The organism is Janthinobacterium silvisoli (assembly GCF_014200725.1).
In the GTDB taxonomy this organism is placed as follows: Bacteria; Pseudomonadota; Gammaproteobacteria; order Burkholderiales; family Burkholderiaceae_D; genus Janthinobacterium.
Genome location: NZ_JACHCL010000001.1, coordinates 294,925 through 317,712, shown reverse-complemented (window position 1 = coordinate 317,712; position 22,788 = coordinate 294,925). Strand labels below are relative to the sequence as shown.

The window sequence follows — 22,788 nt, the reverse complement described above, 5'->3', positions numbered from 1 at the left end:
CCCTGTGCCTGGAGCGGCGATGAAAAAAATGGTTTTGCTGGTGTCGGTGTTTTTCATGATTAACACTGTCAGCGCTGCACCAGCGGGACCGCTCGACCCCGGGCGGGTACCGGGTCAGAATTTCAATCTGACGCCATTCCTGTTGCAAACACTCGATACCCGCCTGCAATTCACGGAAGTCGACCCTATCGGCCTTTATCAAGACAGCTATTTCTTTACCGACCAGCATACGGGGGCGATGGCCTTCCGCGTGCCGTCGGGAGCTGGCCATAGCGGGCATTCCGAGTTTCCCCGCGTGGAATTGCGGGAAAAAGGCAATTGGGCCATCGATTCTGGCAGCACGCAGCGGCGCACATTATCCCTTGCGCTGCGTGTGCTGGCCGAGCCAACAACAGGGGAATTGATCTTTGCCCAGATCCATGGCGAGCGTAGCGGCGGTTCGGAAGCGCTGAAGATGCGCTGGAGCCATGGCGATATCGTGATGGGCGTAAAAAAGCATTACGGCGACCCGGAACAGCGCATCACGCTGTTGCGCGGCGTGGCCCTGGGCAGCCGTATCGAATGCAAGCTGGCCGTGCGCGGCGATATCTTGAGCGTCGATGTGCGTAGTGGTCAGGCCAGCGCAAAGCATGAGTTCAGCTATGCTAGCGACGCCTGGAAGGCGATTCCCGTGTATTACAAGGCGGGCTTGTACTCGCAAGACAAGCAGCACGATGGCAGCACGGCCAGCGTTGCGGTGGAGCGCCTGGAATTGAGCGAGTAGCGGTAAAAAAAGCGGATGCTGTCATGGCATCCGCTCTGTCGCGGCTATTACGCCACGCTTATGCCACGCTTACGTTAATTCTGTAATGAATTCCTTGCGCGCGCGGCGGACTTTTTTCAGGTTCACCAGCCAGTCGCCTGCATCGGCGCGGTAGCCCAGTGGCAGCATGACGACCGAACGCAGGCCGCGTGCCCGCAAGCCAAGGATGTCATCGACCTTGGCCGGGTCAAAACCTTCCATCGGCGTCGAATCGACATGTTCGGCGGCGGCCGCGATCAGTGCCGTGCCCACGCCGATATAGGCTTGGCGGGCGGCGTGCTGGTAATTGGTTTCCGCATCGCGCTGCGGATAGGTGTTCAGCAATTGCTGGCGGTACGCTTCCCAGCCTTCGTTCTTGATGCCGCGCTCGGCATTGACCAGGTCAAACATGTGGTTGATGCGCTCGGCCGTGTAATTGTCCCAGGCGGCAAACACCAGCAGGTGCGAGCTGTCCGTCACTTGTGCCTGGTTCCAGGCGTGCGGTTTGATCTGTTCGCGCAGTTCGGGATTGGTGACCACGAAGACTTCATACGGTTGCAATCCGCTGGAACTGGCCGTCAGTCGCACGGCTTCCAGGATGCGCTCGACTTTCTCTTGTGGCACAGCTTTCGCCGGATCCATTTTCTTGGTGGCGTAGCGCCATTGCAGGGCTTGCAGCAGGTCGGTCATGATGAGCACTTTCTTTATCAATAAAATGTATACAAAGAAATGATAGCAGTTTCCGCTATTTCAAGTCCTCCGGGCAAAACAATGGCTCAACTGGCCGCCGCGCCATTATCGAGCGGCCAGCGTATCGTGAAGACCGTGCCGCCCGCCACGCCGCGCGCGCAGGCCGCGCTGCCGCCGTGGGCGCGGGCGATGGCCTCGACCACCGCCAGCCCCAGGCCGCTGCCGGCGTTGAGCTCGTCGCGCACGCTGTCGCCGCGGCGAAAGGCTACAAACACATGGGGCGCCAGTGCGTCCGCGATGCCGGGACCGGCGTCTTCCAGGCTCAGGTAATACTGGCCGTCGTGCACACGGGTGCATAATCGCAGCGGGCCGGGGTCGGCATGGCGGCGGGCGTTGTCGAGCAGGGCCAGCACGATTTGCCGGATGCGCGCCGCATCGCAGCAGACGGGGTGGTCGGACAAATCCAGCTGCAGGGTGTAGCCAGCCGCATCGAGTTCCTGGGCCAGCAAGCGGCCCACTTCTTCGATTTCCAGGGTCAGGTCGGTCCAGGCCATGCGCAGCTGCATCTGGCCGCTGTCGGCCAGGCTCAAGGTGCGTAAATCTTCCACCAGCCGGCCCAGGCCTTCGACTTGCGACAGCAGGCTGCCGAATTCCACTTCTTCCGGCTTGAATACGCCATCGACTACGCCTTGCAAGGTGCCGCGCAAGATGGTCACCGGCGTGCGCAATTCATGGGCGATGGCCGCATTCCAGGTCAGGCTTTCCTTGGCCGTGCGCTCCAGGCGTTCGGCCATGGTGTTGAAATCATCGACCAGTATCGCCGTTTCACCGAGGCTGCGGTCGCCCGCCGAGGCGCGCGCCGACAGGTCGCCGTGGGCCACGCGGCGCACGCTGTCCATCACGGAATTGAGCGGTTTCAAGATGCGCCGGGTGAGCTTGACGGCGGAAAAAGTGGCCAGCACCAGGCCGAATACGGTAATGGCGAAGATCCATAGCCATTCGGCCATGGTGGGCGCCCATTCCTCGGGATCGGACAGCATCTCGGGGTCGATCTTGAAGATGACGGCATAGAAAATCCAGGAGCTGATCCAGATCATCAGTATGCTGAGCAGCATCAAAATGGACATCGACAAAATGATTTGCCGGTTCAGGCCGATCAAGCGCATGGCTGCTCGCTTTCCAGACGGTAGCCCACGCCGCGCAGGCTGGCCGGCATATTCGGCAGACCCGCTTCCTCGAGTTTCTTGCGCAGCTTGCTGACATGGCTGTCCACCGTGCGCTCCAGTGAATTGCTTTCGGGCATGCACGATTCCAGCAATTCCTGGCGGCTGCAGACGCGCCGCGGCGTGCGCGCCAAATGGGCAAGCAAACGGAATTCCGTCAGGGTCAACGCCAGCGGCATGGCTGCACCGTGGCGCACCACGCAGGCGACATATGTTTCCTGGTCGATTTCGATGGGTCCGCAGCGCAGCGGCGCGCGGCTGGTTTCCGCCTGGCCCATGCGCGCGCGGCGCAGCACGGCGGCCACCCGCGCAACCACTTCGGCCGGGTTGAAAGGCTTGACGATATAGTCGTCGGCGCCCACGCGCAGCGCGGCCAGCTTGTCGGCGTCCTGGTCGCGCGCGGTCAGCATGATAACGGGCGTTTCGCCGCGCCGGCGCACTTCGGTCAGCACATGCCAGCCATCGACGTGCGGCATTTGCACGTCCAGCAGCATCAGGTCGGGCTTTTGCGCCAGATGCTGTTCCAGCGCTTCGCGGCCATCGTGCGCAAAGGCCGTGCGGTAGCCGTCGCGCTCCAGGTAGCCGGCCAGGATGCGGGCGATTTGTCGTTCATCTTCGGCGATCAATATCAGGGCGGCGGCGGGGAGGGCGGGGCGCGCAGGCAGGCTGCCGGCGTCGTGACTGGTGCTGTGTAAACGGATCATGCGAATAGTCTAACATTGTTCTCTCATTGTTCTCTATCTCCATCGAATCTCCACACTTCTTCGACTAAATGTCCATGCGCCTGCCCTAAGCTGCTCTACCCCTCGACCGGACCGCCGGTCGCGACCAGCGAAAGAAAAGACCATGTATCCGCCTATCTGCCTCAAGAAAAATACCGCCATCGTCGCGGCCCTGTTTTGCCTTGCCGCTTGTTCCCAACCCGCGCAGGAACCACCGGCGCCAGCCCCTTCGGTCACCGTGCTCAAGCTGCAATCGGCGCCCGTGGTGCTCAGCGATACCTTGCCGGGCCGCGTGGCCGCTTACCGCACGGCCGATATTCGCCCGCAGGTGGGTGGCATCGTGCTGCGCCGGCAATTCGAGCAGGGCGCCGACGTGCGCGCCGGGCAAAAGCTGTTCCAGCTGAATCCAGCCCCTTTCCAGGCTGACGTCGACCTGGCGGCTGCGGCCCTGCAGCACGCCGTCGCTACCGCACAGCGCGCCACTACCCAGGCCGAGCGTTTGAAACCGCTGATGGAGGCGGACGCCATCAGCGGCCAGGCCTATGACGATGCGGTGGCCCAGCGCGAGCAGGCCAGCGCCAACGTGGCGCAGGCGCGTGCAGCCCTGGCGCGGCGCCGCCTGGACCTGGCCTTTGCCAGCATCGACGCGCCCATTTCCGGACGCATCGGGTCGGAACTGGTCAGCGAAGGCGCGCTGGTGGGGCAGGCCGACGCGGCCCCCATGGCGCGCATCCAGCAGATCGACCAGGTGTATGTGGACGTGCGCCAGCCGGCGTCCGCGCTGGCGAGCCTGCAGGCCTCGGGGCCGGCCGGTGTCGACAAGCTGCCGGTGGCCATTCTGGCGGCCGATGGCAGCGAGTATCCGGTCAAGGGCCGCATCCTGTTTTCCGGCATCAGCATCGATGCGGGCACGGGCGACGCCACCATCCGCGTGCTGGTCGACAATCCCCAGCGCCAGCTCTTGCCGGGCATGTTCGTGCGGGCCCGCATCGCGCGGACCACGCAAGCCGATGGCTTGCTGCTGCCGCAACAGGCCGTGCTGCGCAATAGCGACGGCGCGGCGCAAGCCTGGGTGCTCGATGCCAGGCACAAAGCCAGCCTGAAGTCCATCGCCGTCGGCGACGTGATTGCGCACCAGTACGTGGTGACGGGCGGCTTGCGCGCGGGCGACACCGTGGTGGTCGAAGGACAGGAGCGTTTGCAGCCGGGCGCCACGGCCGCGCCGCAGCCATGGAAACGGGCTGGCGTGCAGGCAGCCGCAGCTAGCACCACGCCGCGCTGAATGCATTTTTGAATATCCGCTGATTGAAAGCTTGAACATATGCCGCAATTTTTTATCGACCGCCCGGTCTTTGCCTGGGTGGTGGCGATCTTTATCGTCCTGTTCGGACTGATCGCCATACCGCAATTGCCGATTGCGCGCTTCCCTTCGGTGGCGCCGCCGTCCGTCAGCATCGAGGCAAGCTACCCCGGCGCCACGCCGCAAACCATGAACGACTCGGTGGTGAGCCTGATCGAACGCGAACTGTCGGGCGTCAAGAACCTGCTGTACTTCGAGTCCTCGGCCGATACCTCCGGTTCGGCCTCGATCACCGTCACCTTCAAGCCGGGCACCAATCCCGAAATGGCGCAGGTCGACGTGCAGAACCGCCTGAAAGCGATTGAGCCGCGATTGCCGCAGGCGGTGCGGCAAAATGGCCTGGGCGTGGAATCGGCGTCGTCCGGCTTCCTGATGATCGTCAGCCTCAATTCGGCTGGCGGCCAGTTCGATGAAGTGGGGTTGGGCGACTACCTGGCGCGCAACGTGACGGAAGAACTGCGCCGCATCCCCGGCGTGGGCAAGGTACAGCTGTTCGGCACCGAACGGGCCATGCGCATCTGGGTCGATCCGGCCAGGCTGGTGTCGTACAACATCGCCATGGGCGACATCAGCGCGGCGATAGCGCAACAGAATGCGCAGATCGCGCCGGGCCGCCTGGGCGACGCGCCTTTTATCGCTGGCCAACGCGTGACCGTGCCCTTGACGGTGCAGGGCCAGTTGCAGACGCCGCAGCAGTTTGCCGCCATCGTCCTGCGGGCCAACCCCGACGGCTCGAAAGTGACTATCGCCGACGTGGCGCGGGTGGAACTGGGTGCGCAAAGCTTTAACTTCAGCATACGCGAAAACGGCCAGGCCGCATCCGGCGCCGCCATCATGCTGTCGCCCGGTGCGAACGCCGTGCAGACGGCCAGCGCCGTGCGCGCGCGCATGGCCGAACTGGCGCCCGCCATGCCGGCCGGGATGGAATATTCCGTACCGTTTGATACGGCGCCCTTCGTGAAGATATCGATTGAAAAAGTGGTCGCCACCTTGATCGAGGCGATGGTGCTGGTCTTCCTGGTGATGTATCTGTTCCTGCAAAAGATACGCTACACCCTGATTCCCGCCATCGTTGCGCCGATTGCGCTGCTCGGCACTTTCACCGTGATGCTGATGGCCGGTTACTCCGTCAACGTGCTGACCATGTTCGGCATGGTGCTGGCGATAGGCATCATCGTCGATGACGCCATCGTGGTAGTGGAAGCGGTCGAGCGTTTGATGGTCACCGAAGGCCTGTCGCCGAAAGAGGCCACCTCCAAGGCCATGCGCGAAATCACCGGCGCCGTGGTTGGCATCACCTTGGTACTGGTAGCCGTGTTCATTCCGATGGCGCTGGCCAGCGGTTCCGTGGGCGCCATCTACCGCCAGTTTACCCTGGCGATGGCCGTCTCTATCCTGTTCTCCGCGTTCCTGGCCTTGACCCTGACACCGGCCCTGTGCGCCACCATGCTCAAACCCATAGTCCCGCACGAGCATGACAAGAAGGGCTTTTTCCGGTGGTTCGACCGCCAGTTCGAACGCATGACGCGCCGCTACGAAGCGGGCGTGGTGGCCATGCTCAGGCGCGCCGGGCGCTCCATGTTCGTGTATGCCGCCATCGTCGCTGCGCTCGGTGTAGCCTTCATGCAGCTGCCATCGGCCTTTTTGCCGGAAGAAGACCAGGGCTATTTCCTGACTTCGATCCAGCTGCCTTCGGACGCCACCATGGAGCGCACGCTCGATGTCGTCAAGCTGTATGAACAGCATGTGGCGTCGCGCCCCGGCATCGCGGTGAACCAGTCCGTGCTGGGTTTCAGTTTTTCCGGCTCCGGCCCGAACGCCGCGCTGGCCTTCACCATGCTGAAAGACTGGAAGCAGCGCCATGGCGCCACCGCCCAGGAAGAAGTGGCGCTGGCGCAGCAAGCCATGGGGCAAGCGAAGGAGGGCATGATCATGAGCCTGATGCCGCCCGCCATCGATGAACTGGGTAATTCCTCGGGCTTCAGCGTACGCTTGCTGGACCGGGCCAATCAGGGCCATGACGCCTTGCAGGCGGCGCAAAACAAGTTGCTGGGACTGGCCGGACAAAGCGGCAAGGTCGCTGGCGTGTATCCCGATGGCTTGCCGGCTGGCGCCAGCGTGCGCCTGGAAATCGACCGCAGCAAGGCCGAAGCGCTGGGTGTGTCTTTCACGGCCGTGGGCGACATGCTGACGGCGGCCATGGGATCAACCTATGTCAACGATTTCCCGAACGCTGGCCGGATGCAGCAAGTGATCATCCAGGCCGATGCGCCGGCGCGCATGCAGCTGAACGACGTGCTGGCGCTGCGGGTTCGTAATAACGCGGGCGGCATGGTGGCGCTGGGCGAACTGGTGCACCCCGTGTGGAGCGAAACGCCGCTGCAACTGGTGCGCTACCAGGGCTACCCCGCATCGCGCATTTCCGGCAGCGCCGCGCCTGGCGTGTCCAGCGGTGACGCCATGCTGGAAATGGAGCGCCTGGCCAAGCAGCTGCCGCCCGGCTTTGCGCTGGCCTGGACTGGCCAGTCGCTGCAGGAAAAGGAATCGGCGTCGCAAGCGCCCATGCTGATGGCGCTGTCGATGCTGGTGGTGTTTTTGGTGCTGGCCGCGCTGTATGAAAGCTGGTCGATTCCGCTATCCGTGATGCTGGTCGTGCCGCTAGGCTTGCTGGGCGCCGTGCTGGCCGTGATGGTGCGCGGCATGCCGAACGATGTGTTTTTCAAGGTGGGCATGATCACCATTATCGGCCTGTCGGCCAAGAACGCCATTTTGATCGTGGAATATGCGCGCCAGTTGCAGGCACAGGGAAAGGGCTTGCTGGAGGCGGCCGTGGAAGCGTCGCGCTTGCGTTTGCGCCCCATCCTGATGACGTCTTTGGCGTTTGCCCTGGGCGTGGTGCCCCTGATGCTGGCAACCGGCGCCAGCGCCGAGACCCAGCACGCAATCGGCACGGGCGTCTTCGGCGGCATGCTGACCGCCACTGTGCTGGCCGTCTTCTTCGTGCCTGTCTTCTTTGTCGTCGTGCTGGGCGCGGTGGACAAGATAGGACAACGCTGGCGGCCACAAGAAAACACTACCGCCGTCAAGGCGCTGGAAGGACAAGCATGATGTTGCGCTACTTTACTTTATCAATACTGGCCCTGAGTTTGTCGGCCTGCAGCCTGACGCCGGCGCTGCTCAAGCCAGCTTCACCCGTGCCCGCAAGTTATGGTCCGACCTTGCCGGAAGCTGGCGGCAATGCGGCTGACCTGGGCTGGCGCCTGATGCTGCTCGATGCACGCTTGCAGCGGCTGGTCGAACTGGCGCTGCAGAATAACCGCGACTTGCGCCTGGCCGCGCTGAACGTGGACGACGTGCGTGCCCAGTATCAGATCCAGGATGCGGCCCGTTACCCGGCCGTGGGCGCCGCGCTGGGCGGCACGCGCCAGCGCGGCACGGATAAGCAGTTCACGGCCGGCATCGCCATGAGCGCCTTCGAGATCGACCTGTTCGGCCGTTTGCGCTCCTTGTCGGATGCGGCGTTCGCCCGTTACCTGGCGACGGTGGAGGGCCAGCGCGCTGCCCGTCTGGTACTGATAGCCGCCGTGGCCGACGCCTACCTGGAAGAGCGCTTGGCCGAAGAGCAGCTGCTATTGTCGCGGCAAACCCTGCATGACTGGCGCGAAGCATTGATCCTCACGCAGCGCCTGCGGGCGGCGCAGCAGGGTAGTAGCCTGGACGTGGCGCAAGCCGAAGGCCAGGCGGCGCAAGCCGAAGCGGACGTGTTGGCGCGCGAACGGGCGCTGCTGCTTGCGCACAACCAGCTGGTCCTGTTGCTGGGTGGCCCGCTACCCGATCAGCTGCCTTCGGGCCGCCCGCTGGCCAGTGATCCTGTGTTGACACAATTGCCGGCAGGCGTACCGTCCGACTTGCTGGTGCGCCGCCCCGACATCGTACAGGCCGAATATGCGCTGGTGGCGGCGAATGCGGAAATCGGCGTCGCCCGCGCCGCCTTCTTTCCGCGTTTGTCGCTGACGGCGCAGCTGGGACTTGCCAGCCCCGAGCTGGGCGACTTGTTCCGTGGCGGCGCGCGCAGCTGGTCGTTTGCGCCGCAAATCACGCAGCCGCTATTCCAGGGCGGGCAGTTGCGGGCCGAATTGCAGCTATCAAAAATTCGCACGCAGGCAGCCGTGCTGCAATACGAGCAAGCCATCGCGACGGCGTTTCGCGAGGTGAGCGATGGCCTGGCCGGCAGCGCCACTTACGCCAGCCAGATCAGCGCGCAGCAGCGGGTGGTGGATGCGTCCGGGCAGCGGCAACGCCTGTCGGCCCTGCGCTACGGCGCGGGTCAGGACAGCCGGCTGGAATTGCTCGACGCCCAGCGCCAGTCCTATGCAGCCCAGCAAACCTTGCTGGACTTGCGGCGCGACCAGTTCAAGTCGGCTATCGCCTTGTACAAGGCGCTCGGTGGCGGTCTGGAAGAGTAAGCTAGCCGGCACTTGCCTCGGCCTGCAGCCATGCCCGGAAGGCGGCCAGCCGGGGCAGGCTCGCGCATTCGGCCCGGTAGACGATGTAATAGGCCAGCGGCGAGTGCAGCCGCAGCTCGGGGAACAGCCGTACCAGGCGGCCGGCGGCGACATCGTCGCCCGCCATCACGCTGCGGGCCAGCGCCACGCCGCTGCCATCGATGGCAGCCTGCAGCACGGCCGCCGAATTATTGATGCGCAGGCCGCGCCGTTCCGTCACCTGGTCCACGCCCGCCTTGTCCAGCCACGCTTCCCAGGTCGGAAAGCCCGCGTGGCCATCCATCGATAAATCGTGGATCAAGGTGACATGCGCCAGGCCGGCAGGTGAGTGCAATACTCCCTGCTTGTGCAGCAGCGCCGGCGAGCAGACCGGGTATATCTCTTCTTCCATCAGTTTTTCCGCGACCAGGCCGGGCCAGCTACCCGCACCATAGCGCACGCCGATATCGATGCGCTGGGCCGCGAAATCGACGGGTTTCAGGCTGGTGTCCAGGCGCAGATCCGTCTCTGGGCACGCGGCCTGGAAGCGCTCGATACGCGGCAACAGCCATTTGGCGGCGAAGGCTGGGCTGACGGTCACGGTCAGCACGCCACTGCTGGAGCCCTCCCTGAGTATCTCCAATCCCAGGCTGAGTTTATCGAGACCGGCGCGGATATCGGGCAGCGCGCGCAGCGCCGCATCGGTGGCTACCAGCCTGGCGCGGCCGGTGCTAAACCGGTGGAACAGCGGTGAGCCCAGCCATTCCTCCAGGCTGCGCACCAGCTGTCCGACGGCGGCCGGCGTGACGTTCAGTTCTTGTGCTGCGGCGGAAAAGCTCTGGTGGCGGGCGCTCGCTTCGAAGGCGCGCAAGGCGTTCAGGTAAACAGGCGTTTTCATGGCGCTCATGGTGATGTGGAAGGAAACAGCCGGCTGGCGAGAAAGTCGATGAACACGCGCAGCTTGGGCGGCAGTTGTTTACCGGACGGCCACATGATGTGGAAGGGCGCGGGATTTTCGACGCAGCCGGGCAGTACTTGCACCAGCCGGCCCGCCGCCAGATGCCCATCGATGGCGAAGTCTGGCAGGTAGGCGATGCCCAGTCCCTGCAAGGCAAACAGGATGCGCGTTTCCAGGTTGTTGCAGATCACGGAGGTGGGCAGGTGGAAATCGGCCGGCAGGGTTTCCGCGTGCAGCGGCCATAGCTGGAACTTGCCTGTATTGGGATAGCGGAACTGGATGCAGCTATGCTGCGCCAGTTCGCCGCCGGTCTGCGGCAAGCCGTGCGCGGCAAAGTAGGCGGGCGCGCCGACGATCAGCATGCGGTAGGCGCCCAGGCGGCGGGCCGTCAGCCGCGAATCGGGCGCGTCGCCGCTGCGGATCACGGCATCGAAGCCTTCTTCGATCACGTCGACCTGGCGGTCGGTGAAATCAAGATCGAGATCGACCTCGGGATAAGACTGCTTGAACTGCGCCAGCACCGGCAGGAAAGGGTCGCCGATCAAGGGCAGGCTGACCCGCAGGCGGCCGCGCGGCGCCAGCGTCGCTTGCGACAGCTCCGCTTGCGCCGCCTCGACTTCGGCCAGGATGCGGCGGCTGCGCTGCAGGAACATGGCGCCTTCCGCCGTCAGGGTCAGGCTGCGCGTGCTGCGGTGGAATAGCCGCACGCCCAGCTGCTCTTCCAGGGTGGTGATGCGCTTGCCGATGGCCGACGCGGACACGCCCAGCAGCCGTCCGGCCGCCACCAGGCTGCGTGTTTCTGCCACTTGCACGAAAACGTGGAGGGCGCTGATGCTGTCCATGATGAATTCCATTGCGGAGGATAGTCTCCGTAAATAACGGAACTATACCCCACTTACTCCGTAAATGCCTGAGCGCTAAGCTGGCAGCCATCTCTCCATTATTACTGAAAGGCTGATCATGAACACGCTTGCTACTACCACCGAACGCTGGGAACTCGCCGGCTATGGCATTGACAAACTGGCGCTGCGCGAGGCGCCGCTACCGGCACCCAAGGCGGGCGAAATCGTCATCGCTACCGAGGCCGTGTCGCTCAATTACCGCGATGTGGAAGTGATAGACAATGGCATGGGCTCCACCCTGGAGTTCCCCTTCACGCCAGCGTCCGACCTGGCTGGCCGCGTGCTTGCCGTGGGCGAGGGCGTGAACCGCTTTCTAGTTGGCGACCGCGTGCTGTCAGCATTTATTCCCGGCTGGCGCGATGGCGCGTCGCTGCCATGGTCGGTGGCGCCTGTGCGTGGCGGACCGCTGCCTGGCGTACTGGCGCGCCATGTGGTGGAACCGGCCGACTGGTATGTGCATGCGCCGCACTCCTTGAGCGCGCAGGAAGCCAGCACCTTGCCGGTGGCCGGCTTGACGGCGTGGATGGCGCTGATTGAAAAGGGCCAGCTGCATGCGGGCCAGAGTGTGGTGGTGCAGGGCACGGGTGGCGTGTCGTTGTTTGCGGTGCAACTGGCGGCCGCCCACGGCGCGCGCGTGATCGTCGTCAGCGGCAGCGATGACAAGATTGCGCAGGCGATTGCGCTGGGCGCCAGCCATGGCATCAACCGTCACACGACACCGGATTGGGAGCGCGAAGTACTGGTCCTGACGGGCGGGCGTGGCGCCGATCATATCCTGGAAATGGCGGGTGGCGGGAATGTCGAGCACTCCTTGCGCGCCGTGGCGCAGGGTGGACGGATCAGCGTTATCGGCCTGCTCGAAGATGACCGTTTCAGCCTGTCCGTGATGGCGCTGCTGGCCAGCCGCGCCACGATGACGGGCATCGCCGTGGGTTCGCGCCGCGCGCTGGAAGACCTGGTGCGGGCCGTGGATGTGCTGGCTATCCGCCCCGTGATCGAAGCCAGCTACGCGTTCGATGAATTGCCACAGGCGCTGGCCCATGTGCGACGCGGCGCATTTGGCAAGATCGTTATTCGGGCAGATTAAGTAGCCTCGCGCGGCAGGCTCAAGGTCACCAGCAAGCCTTTTGTCGCACCATTCTGCAAACGCAGTCCCCCGTGGTGGGCCTGTGCTACCGTTTGCGCGATGGACAGGCCCAGGCCGAAGCCGCCGGTGGTGCCATTGCGCGAGGTTTCGAGCCGGTAAAACGGTTCCAGCGCCCGCTCAAGCAGCGCTGCGGGGATGCCGGGGCCATCGTCGCTGATGCTGATGACGACTTTGCCGCCTTCATCGCGCACCTGGACATAGGCTGCGCCGCCGTAGCGGATGGCGTTGTCGATGATGTTTTGCAGGCAGCGTTTCAGGCTGCGCGCGTAGCCGGGCAAGGGCGCGGCCTGCCCCGTCACGCTCACTTTGCCACCGGTTTCCGCAAAGTCGCTGCACAGGCTGGCCAGCAGGCTGTCGATATCCACCGTTTGCTGCTGTTCATGCAAGCCGCTATCCTGCACCATGGTCAGGGTGGCGCCCACCAGCGCATCCATTTCATCAAGGTCGCGGCGGAACTTGATACGGTCTGCTTCGCCGGGCAGCAGTTCGGTGCGCAGTTTCAAACGCGTGATGGGCGAGCGCAAATCGTGCGAGACGGCTGCCAGGAAGCGCGTGCGTTCGGCGATATTGTCGATCAAGCGCTGCTGCATGGCGTTGAACGCCTGCGACGCCTTGCGCACTTCCGTGGGGCCGTTGGTAGCCAGTGGCGGGCTGAAAATATTTGTCCCCAGCTTGTCGGCCGCAGCGGCCAGCCTGCCCAGCGGCTGCATCACCAGGCGCACGGCCAGCCAGGCCAGCAGGATCACGGCGGCGATGCGCAGCAGATAAATACGCAGCAGGTAATCGATGGCGGCCGCGCGCGGCGCCGTGCTCATGCCGGCCTGGCCTTCCAGCGCTTCGGCTTGCAGCCACTGGCCGTCGTGCAAACGCAGTTGCACGATAAAGTGACCGGAGGGGAAAGCATCGTGCAGCAGTGAAAACCAGCGATCCTGGCCGGTTTCGGCCGGGGTCAGGTGGATATTCAGTACCCGCACCTGATGGTGCGACAGTTCATCGTTTTTATCGCCCAGGCGCTGGCGCAAGACGTCGAGAAACAGTTCGCTGCTGAACAGGGCGTTGCGGGCCAGGGCCGGTGACACGGGCGAGGGACCAGTTATTGCGCTGACCTTGAAATCCTTGCTGCTGATGGCGTCGAACATGGCCAGCCGGCTGGCGGCTGGCACGGCGTCGAGCATGCGCACGGCGTCGGCCAGCCGCGTGGCGGCCAAGCGGGTAGGGATTTCCATCGCTTTGCCATAGCGCATGTCGTACCAGATGGTGCCCGTCAGCGCCTGCGCCGCCAGCATGCCGACGATCAGCACCAGCGCCAGGCGCCCGGACAGGCTGCGCGGCCATATGCTATGCAATAGCCGTTTCAGCACAGGCTTCATGCCTGGTAAGCCACGTCGGCATTGAGCATATAGCCGCCATTGCGGATAGTCTTGATCAGGGCCGGCGTGCGCGGATTGTCTCCCAGTTGCTGGCGCAGCCGGCTGACGCACACATCGATGGCGCGGTCAAATGGCAGGCTTTCCTTGCCATACACGGCGGCCAGCAAAAAGTCGCGGCTCAGGGTGCGCTTCGGGTGGTCGAGCAAGGCCCGCAGCACCAGATAATCGGAACTACCCAGTGACAGGGTCACGCCTTGCGGCGAGCGCATCTGGCGCGCACGCGTGTCGAGCTGCCAGCCTTCGAAACTCACCGTGCCAATGCGGTCGGCTTCCTGCTTTTCCGGAAAACTGCGGGCGCGGCGGATGATGACCTTGATGCGCGCCAGCAGTTCGCGCGGGTCGAACGGTTTCGGCAGGTAATCGTCGGCGCCCACTTCCAGGCCCACGATGCGGTCGACCAGGGTGCCGCGCGCTGTGAGCATGATGACGGGGATATTGCGCCGCGCGCGCAGCTGGCGGCATAGTTCCAGGCCATCGTCGCCGGGCAGCATCAGGTCGAGAATGATCAGATCGACGGGCCGGCTGGCCAGCACTTGCCACATCTGTTCGCCATCGGCTGCCGTGTGTGCCTGGTAGCCGGCGCCCTCCAGATACACTGACAGCAATTGCCGTATTTCTTCGTCGTCATCGACGATCAACACCTGATCCGCTCGTTTCATCTTGCCGTACTCATTCGCTAAACTCATTCTCTAAAAAACATTTTTTTGTAATCGTATGTGACGTTGCCGTGGCGTAAACACATTCCATTACATTTCAGCGCTGTTGCCCCGTTCTTGCCCCATATGCCAGCCATTATAGTGCCTGTAGATGAGAATCATTACAATTTACAGAGGATCCCCCATGCGTCATCGCAGCACAGATAACAGCAGCACGACCGCCGATACCATCGCCTCGCTTTTTGCACAGTATGGAAAATTGTCTGCCACCGTCGGCCTGGCCGTCACGTCCCTGGGCGCCACTGGCACTGCGCTGGCAGCCGATGCCGATGCTGCCGCCACGGCTGCGACTGAACCGCAGCAGCTCAATGCCGTGGTGGTAAAGGCCGAGCGCGAGGCGCCGGCCTACAAGCCCGAGCACCTGAGTTCAGCCAAGTTTGCCCAGCCACTGCTGGACACGCCGCAAAGCATCACCATCGTGCCGCGTGAAGTGCTGACGGAGCAAAATGCGCAAAACCTGCAAGACATCCTGAAAAACGTCCCCGGCATCACGTTTACCTCGGGCGAGGGCAACCTGGGCTGGGGCGACCTGTTTACCATCCGCGGTTTTTCGTCCGAACAAAGCCTGACGGTCGATGGCATGCGCGACGCCGGCATGTCCAGCCGTAACGACACCTTCAACCTGGACCAGGTTGAGGTATTCAAGGGCACCGGCTCGATCGAATCGGGCACCTCGGCCGTGGGCGGCACCGTCAACCTGGTCAGCAAGGAAGCCAAACTGGGCAACAGCAACAACGTGTCGGTGGGCGTGGGCAGCGCCGCCTACCGCCGCGTGACGGCCGACCTGAACCGCCAACTGGACGCAGGCAGCGCCTTGCGTTTCAACGTCATGAAACAAAAGAACGATGTGCCGGGCCGCGATGTGACCAATAACAATCGCCAGGGTTTGGCGACATCGTTTGTCACGGGCCTGGACGGCCCGACGCGCGTCTATGTCGACCTGTTCCACCAGGAAGACAAGAACGTGCCCGATGGCGGCTTGCCGATCCAGCGTGGCACCGGTGGCCAGCCCATGGCGAATGTACCGCATAGCGCCTGGTTCGGCAGCGACGCCTACACGCAGCAAACCACGGCCGACTCGTTCACCCTGAAGCTGGAACATGATTTCGCGCCGGGTGTGAAAATCCGCAACCAGTCGCGCTGGGCCTTGACGGACAATCTGTCCGTGTTGTCGCCAGCCCGCTTCAATGCAGCAAACGCGAACGGCACCACGCAAGGCACTTCGCTCGGTTATGTGGGTCTGGGAGGCTTGACGAAAGTGGCGGGCATTGCTTCCTACACCAACTTTGCCGATTTCACGCAGCCGTATGGCGTGCTGCGCGGCAGCGACTTTGGCACGTCGAAGCGCTATAAAATCGCAGCCAACCAGACTGACTTCAGCGTGGCTTTCGATACGGGCCCTGTGCATCACGAACTGGTGACAGGCCTGGACCTGTACCGCGAAAGCTATGGCGACTTGCAGCGCACCGTCAACGCGCCCGTCGGCACCCTGTGGTTCAACATGGCGAACCCGCAAGTGGTGCATGGCAGCGTGCCAACCGTGAAGGGCAGCGCGGGCCTGGAGTCTGTCGTCAGCAATGCGGGTGTGTATGTGACGGACGCCATCCGCTTCACGCCGCAATGGCGCATGGTGGCGTCCTTGCGCTATGACCACTGGAAGGCCGATACGTCCACGCTGGGCGTCAATACCTCGAGCAGCAGCGCTGGCGCCGTCAGCGGCCGGGTGGCCGCCATGTACAAGCCGGTTGATGAAGCCAATATCTACGTCGCTTACGCCCAGGCGGCGCAGCCATCGGCGCTGGGCGCGTCGACCAATAATGCGATTTACGGTTCGGCTGCGGCCTCCGCCTATTCGCCCGCCACCTCGAAGACCATGGAACTGGGCGGCAAATGGGATGTGCTGCAGCACCGTTTGGCGCTGACAGGCGCCATCTTCCGCACGTCCGTGACTGACTCGTGGGAATACGGCGATGACGATGTCTCTCCGGTCAGAGCCTTGCCGGCCAAGCGTGTGCAGGGTGCGGAACTGGGCGTGCAGGGCAATATCACGCAGCTGTGGTCCGTGTATGGCGGCATGTCGCGTTTGATGAGCAAGCAGACCAAGGGTATCAACGAAGGCAGCGAAGCGAAGAACGTGCCCAACCTGACTTTTAATATCTGGACTTCGTATGAAGCGGCCAAGGGCCTGGTGCTGAGCTATGGCGCGCAGTATGTGGGCGAGCGCCGCTATTCGGACAATGCCTATGTCGGCGGCTTGAACAACAATAGCAGCACCGTCAATGGCCCGGCAGGCAAGGCGCCCGTCTACGTGTTCGACACGGAAAAAGCGCCGTCGTACTGGGTGCAAAGCCTGGCCGCCCGCTACCGCGTCAACGAGCGCCTCGCTTTGAACCTGAATGTGCAAAACCTGGCCAACAAGTTTTATTGGGCACGCATCGGTTCTTCGCTGGACGGCTTCCAGCTGTACGGCGTGCCGGGCGCCAGCCGCAGCGTCAGCCTTAGCGCAGACCTGAGTTTCTAAAAGATGGACGCTATCGTTAGCGTGACCCAGTTGTCGGCCTTGCCGGCGGATGCCTGGGCCGCCATGCTGGCCCAGGCAGGGGAACAATCCTTGCCCTGGCTGGTAGCGGCGGCCCGCCAGGGCGTGCCGCGCGCGCAAGCCATCCTCGCGCAGCGCCTGCTGACCGGCGATGGTCTGCCGGCCGATGCAGAGCATGCTGTCTACTGGTTCCGCCAGGCGGCTGCGCGCGACGATATCGAGGCCATCAACATGCTGGGGCGCTGCCTGGAGAACGGCTGGGGCGTACCGGTTGACGCCCAGCTGGCCGTGTACTGGTATCGCCAGGCCGCGACCCTGGGCCTGGACTGGGGCTGCTACAACCTGGCCAATCTGCTGATGAGCGGCAAGGGCATCGCTGCTGACCGCGCCGCCGCGCTGGTGCTGTACCGCCAGGCAGCAGGGCAGGGGCATGCCAAGTCCATCAATATTGTCGGCCGCTTTTACGAAGAAGGCTGGGAAATGCCGGCCAACCTGGCCCAGGCGGCCGTGTATTACTGCGCGGCGGCCGTCGGCGGTGACTTTCGCGGCCAGTTCAATCATGCGCGGCTGCTGCTGGACAAGGGCAAACCGCAGCAGGCGCTGGCCTGGCTGCGCCGCATCCCCGACAGCGCCACGCCTGCTTTCATGGCCAACCTGCGGTCATGGCTGCGGATCTCGCCGCTGGCCGTCATCCGCGCGCTGTCCGAAGAAGCGCCATTTCAACCATAGGAACACCATGTTAAACCTGACCTCCGTGCTCGATCCGGCCGAACTGGCCCGGGTGCGCGCCATGCTGGACTCTGCCGACTGGGAAGATGGCCGCGCCACCTCGGGCAGCTTGCCGGCGCAAGTCAAGCGCAACCGCCAGCTGCCATCGCAGGGAGCAGCTACGCAGCCATTGCAGCAACTGGTGTTGAACGCCTTGCGCCGCAACCAGCTGTTTTTCTCGGCTGCGCTGCCGCGCCGTATCGCGCCGCCCATGTTCAGCCGCTACCAGGGCAGTGAAGACCAGCCTGGCGATTATCTCGACGACCACGTCGACGTGGCGATGCGCATCCTGCCCGATGGCGAGCGGGTGCGCACGGATTTGTCGTGCACCCTGTTTCTCAGCGACCCTGAAGAATATGCGGGCGGCGAACTGGTGGTCTGTGACAGCTGGCGTGACGAACAGGTGAAGCTGAAGGCTGGCGACATGCTGCTCTACCCGGCCGACAAGGTCCATCGGGTCAATCCTGTTACTGCAGGCCAGCGCTACGCCAGTTTCTTCTGGATCGAAAGCATGGTGCGCAGCGAAGAGCAGCGCCGCTTGCTATTTCAGATGGACCGCGACCTGATGCTGCTGCGGGCCACTGCGCAAGATGGCCAGGCGCCGGCCGTGCTGGGCCTGACGGGGGCGTATCACAACCTGCTGCGCATGTGGGGGCAGGGCTAGCCTAGCCACCTATCAGGACCGTGGGCAGGCCCAGTACGATGCTGCCGCCATGGGCTGTGCTGTCGCCCAGACGCGCCGCCGGCCTGCCGCCTATCAGCACGGTGGCCGAACCCCTGATGATGCTGTCGGGCGGGCCGACGCAGACGCACATATCTCCCAGGCAGGCGGCTGGCAGTCCGCCGATCAGCACCGTGGGTACGCCTGGTCCCGTGATGGGGCCACCGACATGCGGGATAGGCGGCAGGCCTGGCGTGAGCATCGGGCATGTATGGAAATCGGTGATACGGGCGGCGAATGGCATGGCAGGCTCCTGGGTGCTCAGTTGATTTTTACGAGTGCGCCTTGTACCGTCACCACGCCGCCAGAGCTCAGTTTCGCCTCAGCTCCCCCCTGCGCTGTAAAGCTGGTGCTGGCAGAGGCCTGAATCGCCGCGCCTGTGATATTGACGCCAGCCGCGCCGTTCAGCGAGAGCATGCCTTGTGCGTTGAGAGCGATGTCACCCTTGGCCTTCAAGGTGATCGTATTGGTACTGTCGATAGTGACGCCGCCAGACGCCAGCGTGATGGTGTTGCCATTGCCATCCTTGACCGTGACCGCACCAGTCTTGTCGTCGAGCCGCACGCTGTGCTTTGCTGGCGTGGAAATCTCGATTGCGTGATTGTCGTCATCCAGGGCGATACGCAGCCCGCCGCGGGTGATGATCTCGTCTGGTTTGCCGGCGCTGCCCGTGTGCGGTTCACGCAGACCGATCTTGATGGACGTATTCCAATGACCTTCGCTCACCTGCTGATGTACGCCCGAGACATAGACAGGGCCGTTGTAGCGGTCGCCCAATCCAGCCAATGCGACCGTGGCGCCAGCAGTGGCCAGTGCGCTGCCCCGGAAGCGCACTTCGCCGCGTATCCTGGCCGGGGAGGTCACGGTATTGCTGTCTATCTCGCCGCGAAAATCGAGAATGGAGTCGCCATACGCCAGTATCAACACAGGTTCCGCGCTGGTATCGGGTGGCGCTACCGGGCGCCTGTCGCCCGCCGCTTCCAGCACCAGCTGTGAAGGACGATTCTGTGCCACGCATATGCCTTGCTGGTAAATCAGGCCGGTAAATACGGCTGTTGCCGTACTGCCGTAACCCAGGCTGATTTCCAGCGCCACGCCAGGAATCAGGCCGGCTGTGTCGCTGATGGAGAAGCCGCCTTCGGCAGGACTGCCATCGGCAATCACCAGGCGCGCCCTGGGTGCTTCGTTGACGTCAGACCAGATATCGACTGATATTACTTGATAGCTGCTATCGAGCACTTTGCCGCCGGCGTTGATGCGTACGTTGACACTACTGCCTGCTAATTGGGTAGGGGAAGGAGGGTTCATGCTTGTTTTTCGCTTTGGAGAGAGAAAGAAAAGATGTGTGCTGGCGTTGTTTTGACTAAAGTATAACTGACATCGGGCTTGCCAAGAACACCTTGAATCGACGCTGGCCTGATGGCTGGCCACTGGCGCCTTGCATTACAATGCCCGCTCATCATGATCGCGCTGTTGCCCTCTCAAGGAGAAGAAATGCTGAACCATATCGCCGCCGTCCCGCTGGAAAAAGCCTATCGCCTGCTCAATCACGGCCCATCGGTGCTGGTCTCGGCCCGCCATGGCGGCGTGGATAATGTGATGGCCGCCGCCTGGGCTTGCGCACTCGATTTTGCGCCACCAAAATTAACGGTGGTGCTGGACAAGGCGACCAGCACGCGCGCGCTGGTCGAAGGCAGCGGGACTTTTGTGATTCAAGTACCGACGGCGGCCCAGCTGCAGCTGACCCACGCCGTGGGCACCCGCAGCCTGGCCGATGAACCGGACAAGCTGGCCCGAGCCGGCGTGGAATTGTTCGGCCAGGAGGGCCACGATCTGCCCTTCGTCGCTGGCTGTTCCGCATGGCTGGCTTGCCGTTTGATCCCCGAACCGCACAACCAGAATACCTACGATTTATTCATCGGCGAAGTGGTGGCCGCCTGGGCCGACACGCGCGTCTTCAGCGATGGCCACTGGCATTTTGAAAGCGCCGATCCTTCGTTGCGCAGCCTGCATTACATCGCCGGCGGCCAGTTTTATGCGATCGGCGAGTCGCTGACGGTTTAATCGAAGGGGATTACGCGGTCGCCGGGGCCAGGCTGGCAGCCATCGGCAATCGGCGACCAGCCCTTGTGCACCACTACCTGCCTGCCATCGTGGCAGATTTCCACTCTTTCGCTGGCCGGCAGGCGTACGCGGGCAAACGCTTCCAGGCTGGCGGGCAAGCTCACTTGCATGCGCAGGGTGGCCACGTCGACTTTCGGGTGGTCGTCCAGATGGATCAAGGGCACGAACAGGGCGCCGAACATCAGCCAGCGTGAACTGATCTGCACGGGGTCGGGCGCGTAGGACGCCGTGCGCAGCCAGTCCTGGGCCCGCGCGCGCAAATCGCCGCCGTCGGCCAGTTCGCCCCAGGCGGCGGCCAGCAATTCCGCCACCCACTGGTTGCAGTTCTGGTATTCCAGGCTGAAGGGATAGGCGTTGGCGCTGTAGCGGCCCGCCAGCAAATGCTGCACGCGGGCCGGGTCAAGCAGCGCCTGGCGCAGCGGCGCCAGCGTTTCTGCCGGCAGGCGCACCAGCGAGACATAGCCGAGTGCTGCATTGTCGGTGCCCATGGCGAAACCGGCCGTGCCCTGGTCGAAGATGCGGGGCCGGCCTTCATCGCAGGCGTAGTACAACTGGCGCGCCGACCAGGCGCCGTCGTCATGGCGCCAGGCCAGGGCCGCATGCGAATAACGGATGCCGAAGCGGGACAGGTCCAGGCCAGAGCGGCTGATCAGGGCCACGCTGCCTTCGGTAGCCGCCAGTTCCTGGCGCACCACGGCGGCAAAGCGCAATAGACGGTCTTGTTCGGTGGCGGTGAGTTCCTGCGAGCGGTCGCAAAAGCGCGATGATGCCGAAACGCTGCCGGCGCAAATGGCCAGCAGCAGCGCTGCAAGGGGACGCAGCCTCACATGCTGACCGGACGCGCTGCCAGTTCGCCGTACCAGTCGTCGGCCAGCACCAGGAAGAAGGCCACGCGGTTATCGTTGCGGGCAAATTCGATGCCATAGTCGCGGTTTTGCGCATGCACGGCGTCGCCCTGGACCAGCTGCTGCTTGTCGAAGGTCGCATTGGGCAGGTCGAGCGTCAGCGGCTCTTGCTGTGCCTCGGCTTGCAGGGTCAAACGGGTCATGCCGTCGCGGCCAGGCACGGCGGCGATGTCGATGATGCGGTAGGGGCCATTGGCCACGCGGCGGTCATGGCGCGAGCTATTGCTGGAACCATTGAGCGAATCGGAGATGCTGCCGCTCGAGGCGGAGCCTGCGCTGGAAGCGGAGGAAACGATGCTGTCAGCGTGGGCGAGATGAGCGATGGTGAGTGCTGCGGCCAGGCCGAGCACGCGTAAAGTAGTCTTCAAGGCGGTGTCCTTACTCTATTCCTGTATGTCCCTATCGACGAAAGGCCGGACGCATTGCTGCATGCCGGCGTCAGGATAATAGCAGATCACCTTGGCAGATCAGCCCAGCAGCACTGTGATCAGCGCCTGCGCCTCTGGCGATGGCGCGCTGCGCAGCGCTTGCAGTGCGGGATCGGAATCGAGGTAGGCTTGCAGCTCCGCGCTGACGGTGCGTGGCGTTTGCGGCAAGGGCGAGACCACGCAGGCCAGCGCCTTGGCCAGCAGCAGCGTGTCGCGCAGGCCTGCGGGCGGCAGCATGATGGTGGCGCCTGGCAGGGCCACGATGGCTTCGGCCACCCGTGGCGGTACGCTCAGTTGCCGCATCAGCGCGCGCGTGATGACTTCCAGCGCCGGCGCCATGTGGCCATCGAGCTGTTCATACAGTCCCGGCGTCTTGTCGGCTTCGGCCAGCAGGTACAGGCCGCCCACTTCATGCACGATGGCCGCAAACATGGCCGTATCGGCATCGGTTTTTGTCACGGCGCGGGCGATGTCGTGCGCCAGCGCCGTCGCATGCACGGTGTGCGACCATAATTTTGCGGCCATGGTGCGCAGATGGTCATCAGCGATGCCCGTATGGATTTGCCGGATGACGGCCGCCGTCGCCAGCGATTGCAGGTTGCGCTGCCCCAGGCGCTCGATGGCGGCGCGCACGCTGCTCACGGGCTGGATGCGGCCATGCGTAAAAATCACCGAATTGGCCAGTGCCACGGCGCGCGCCGACAGGGCTGGTTCGGAGAGCAGCAGGCGGTGGATGTCGGCGACGTGAAAATCGGCATTGCCCAGCGCCTGCTGCAGGCGCAGCGCCGCATTCACGCTGGTGGGAAAGGTCAGGCCATCGTCCTGGGCGCGGGCGAGCAGCAGGGCCAGGCTATTGAGAGTGTCAACATGCATGAGTGGTTAGCGAATTC

General features: G+C 63.6%; 21 protein-coding genes. 9 read left to right on the top strand and 12 right to left on the bottom strand.

Features of this window, described 5'->3' with window-relative positions; all coding sequences use genetic code 11:
* The first annotated feature begins 19 nt into the window (after positions 1–19).
* Positions 20–763, top strand: a complete 744-nt coding sequence (locus HDE75_RS01340) for a polysaccharide lyase family 7 protein (RefSeq protein WP_183679277.1) — start codon at positions 20–22, stop codon at positions 761–763.
* Positions 764–832: 69 nt separating this feature from the next.
* Here HDE75_RS01340 and HDE75_RS01335 read toward each other — a convergent pair whose 3' ends face one another.
* From HDE75_RS01335 to HDE75_RS01325, 3 genes are all read right to left on the bottom strand, one after another.
* Positions 833–1,471, bottom strand: coding sequence for an NAD(P)H-dependent oxidoreductase (locus HDE75_RS01335; protein WP_183679275.1), 639 nt, complete (start codon positions 1,469–1,471; stop codon positions 833–835).
* 86 nt (positions 1,472–1,557) lie between these two features.
* Positions 1,558–2,637, bottom strand: coding sequence for an ATP-binding protein (locus HDE75_RS01330; protein WP_183679273.1), 1,080 nt, complete (start codon positions 2,635–2,637; stop codon positions 1,558–1,560).
* A complete protein-coding gene (locus HDE75_RS01325; RefSeq protein ID WP_183679271.1) occupies positions 2,628–3,398 on the bottom strand; it encodes a response regulator in 771 nt (256 codons plus the stop codon). The genes HDE75_RS01330 and HDE75_RS01325 overlap by 10 nt, the downstream gene beginning before the upstream one ends.
* Positions 3,399–3,540: 142 nt before the next feature.
* Here HDE75_RS01325 and HDE75_RS01320 point away from each other — a divergent pair, with 142 nt between their 5' ends.
* Genes HDE75_RS01320 through HDE75_RS01310 form a run of 3 tightly spaced genes read left to right on the top strand, consistent with a single transcriptional unit; the run spans position 3,541 to position 9,242 of the window.
* Positions 3,541–4,698, top strand: coding sequence for an efflux RND transporter periplasmic adaptor subunit (locus tag HDE75_RS01320; protein ID WP_183679269.1), 1,158 nt, complete (start codon positions 3,541–3,543; stop codon positions 4,696–4,698).
* Positions 4,699–4,737: 39 nt separating this feature from the next.
* Entirely contained in the window at positions 4,738–7,884 is a 3,147-nt protein-coding gene (locus HDE75_RS01315; protein WP_183679268.1) for an efflux RND transporter permease subunit, read from the top strand.
* Positions 7,881–9,242 carry an efflux transporter outer membrane subunit gene (locus HDE75_RS01310; RefSeq protein WP_183679266.1) on the top strand — a complete coding sequence of 454 codons (1,362 nt, stop codon included), beginning with the start codon at positions 7,881–7,883 and terminating at the stop codon, positions 9,240–9,242. The genes HDE75_RS01315 and HDE75_RS01310 overlap by 4 nt, the downstream gene beginning before the upstream one ends.
* 1 nt (position 9,243) lies before the next feature.
* On the opposite strand, the gene gcvA is transcribed toward HDE75_RS01310, so the two are convergent.
* Positions 9,244–10,158 carry a transcriptional regulator GcvA gene (gcvA, locus tag HDE75_RS01305; RefSeq protein WP_183679264.1) on the bottom strand — a complete coding sequence of 305 codons (915 nt, stop codon included), beginning with the start codon at positions 10,156–10,158 and terminating at the stop codon, positions 9,244–9,246.
* 5 nt (positions 10,159–10,163) lie between these two features.
* Positions 10,164–11,060 carry a LysR family transcriptional regulator gene (locus tag HDE75_RS01300; protein ID WP_183679262.1) on the bottom strand — a complete coding sequence of 299 codons (897 nt, stop codon included), beginning with the start codon at positions 11,058–11,060 and terminating at the stop codon, positions 10,164–10,166.
* Positions 11,061–11,178: 118 nt separating this feature from the next.
* Here HDE75_RS01300 and HDE75_RS01295 point away from each other — a divergent pair, with 118 nt between their 5' ends.
* Positions 11,179–12,207: a zinc-dependent alcohol dehydrogenase family protein gene (locus HDE75_RS01295; protein WP_183679260.1), complete on the top strand. Its 1,029-nt coding sequence runs from the start codon at positions 11,179–11,181 to the stop codon at positions 12,205–12,207.
* Here the strand turns inward: HDE75_RS01295 and HDE75_RS01290 are convergent.
* Together HDE75_RS01290 and HDE75_RS01285 are read right to left on the bottom strand one after the other, a co-directional pair.
* The gene (locus tag HDE75_RS01290; RefSeq protein ID WP_260174205.1) at positions 12,204–13,613 is read right to left on the bottom strand and encodes an ATP-binding protein; all 1,410 of its coding nucleotides are present in this window, start codon (positions 13,611–13,613) and stop codon (positions 12,204–12,206) included. The two genes, HDE75_RS01295 and HDE75_RS01290, sit on opposite strands and share 4 nt — an antisense overlap.
* 20 nt (positions 13,614–13,633) lie before the next feature.
* Complete coding sequence (locus tag HDE75_RS01285; RefSeq protein WP_183679256.1) at positions 13,634–14,356, bottom strand: response regulator; 723 nt, start codon at positions 14,354–14,356, stop codon at positions 13,634–13,636.
* Positions 14,357–14,537: 181 nt separating this feature from the next.
* Here HDE75_RS01285 and HDE75_RS01280 point away from each other — a divergent pair, with 181 nt between their 5' ends.
* From HDE75_RS01280 to HDE75_RS01270, 3 genes are read left to right on the top strand one after another with little or no spacing between them, the layout of a single operon-like run.
* Positions 14,538–16,934, top strand: a complete 2,397-nt coding sequence (locus tag HDE75_RS01280; RefSeq protein ID WP_183679254.1) for a TonB-dependent receptor — start codon at positions 14,538–14,540, stop codon at positions 16,932–16,934.
* A gap of 3 nt (positions 16,935–16,937) precedes the next feature.
* Positions 16,938–17,681 (top strand): tetratricopeptide repeat protein, encoded by a 744-nt coding sequence (locus HDE75_RS01275; protein ID WP_183679252.1) that lies wholly within the window; start codon positions 16,938–16,940, stop codon positions 17,679–17,681.
* Positions 17,682–17,688: 7 nt separating this feature from the next.
* Positions 17,689–18,384, top strand: a complete 696-nt coding sequence (locus HDE75_RS01270; protein ID WP_183679250.1) for a Fe2+-dependent dioxygenase — start codon at positions 17,689–17,691, stop codon at positions 18,382–18,384.
* Position 18,385: 1 nt separating this feature from the next.
* Here the strand turns inward: HDE75_RS01270 and HDE75_RS01265 are convergent, their stop codons facing one another.
* Entirely contained in the window at positions 18,386–18,685 is a 300-nt protein-coding gene (locus tag HDE75_RS01265; protein ID WP_183679248.1) for a PAAR domain-containing protein, read from the bottom strand.
* Between the two features lie 17 nt (positions 18,686–18,702).
* The gene (locus tag HDE75_RS01260) at positions 18,703–19,749 is read right to left on the bottom strand and encodes a hypothetical protein (RefSeq protein WP_183679246.1); all 1,047 of its coding nucleotides are present in this window, start codon (positions 19,747–19,749) and stop codon (positions 18,703–18,705) included.
* A 186-nt stretch (positions 19,750–19,935) separates the two neighbouring features.
* Between HDE75_RS01260 and HDE75_RS01255 the strand changes: the two genes are divergently transcribed.
* On the top strand, positions 19,936–20,505 hold the full coding sequence (locus HDE75_RS01255; RefSeq protein WP_183679244.1) for a flavin reductase family protein: 570 nt from the start codon (positions 19,936–19,938) through the stop codon (positions 20,503–20,505).
* On the opposite strand, the gene HDE75_RS01250 is transcribed toward HDE75_RS01255, so the two are convergent.
* From HDE75_RS01250 to HDE75_RS01240, 3 genes are all read right to left on the bottom strand, one after another.
* Positions 20,502–21,386 (bottom strand): DUF2145 domain-containing protein, encoded by an 885-nt coding sequence (locus HDE75_RS01250; RefSeq protein WP_183679390.1) that lies wholly within the window; start codon positions 21,384–21,386, stop codon positions 20,502–20,504. The two genes, HDE75_RS01255 and HDE75_RS01250, sit on opposite strands and share 4 nt — an antisense overlap.
* A 2-nt stretch (positions 21,387–21,388) precedes the next feature.
* Positions 21,389–21,838 (bottom strand): hypothetical protein, encoded by a 450-nt coding sequence (locus HDE75_RS01245; RefSeq protein ID WP_221291730.1) that lies wholly within the window; start codon positions 21,836–21,838, stop codon positions 21,389–21,391.
* A 99-nt stretch (positions 21,839–21,937) separates the two neighbouring features.
* The gene (locus tag HDE75_RS01240; RefSeq protein ID WP_183679242.1) at positions 21,938–22,771 is read right to left on the bottom strand and encodes an HDOD domain-containing protein; all 834 of its coding nucleotides are present in this window, start codon (positions 22,769–22,771) and stop codon (positions 21,938–21,940) included.
* Positions 22,772–22,788 lie beyond the last annotated feature (17 nt).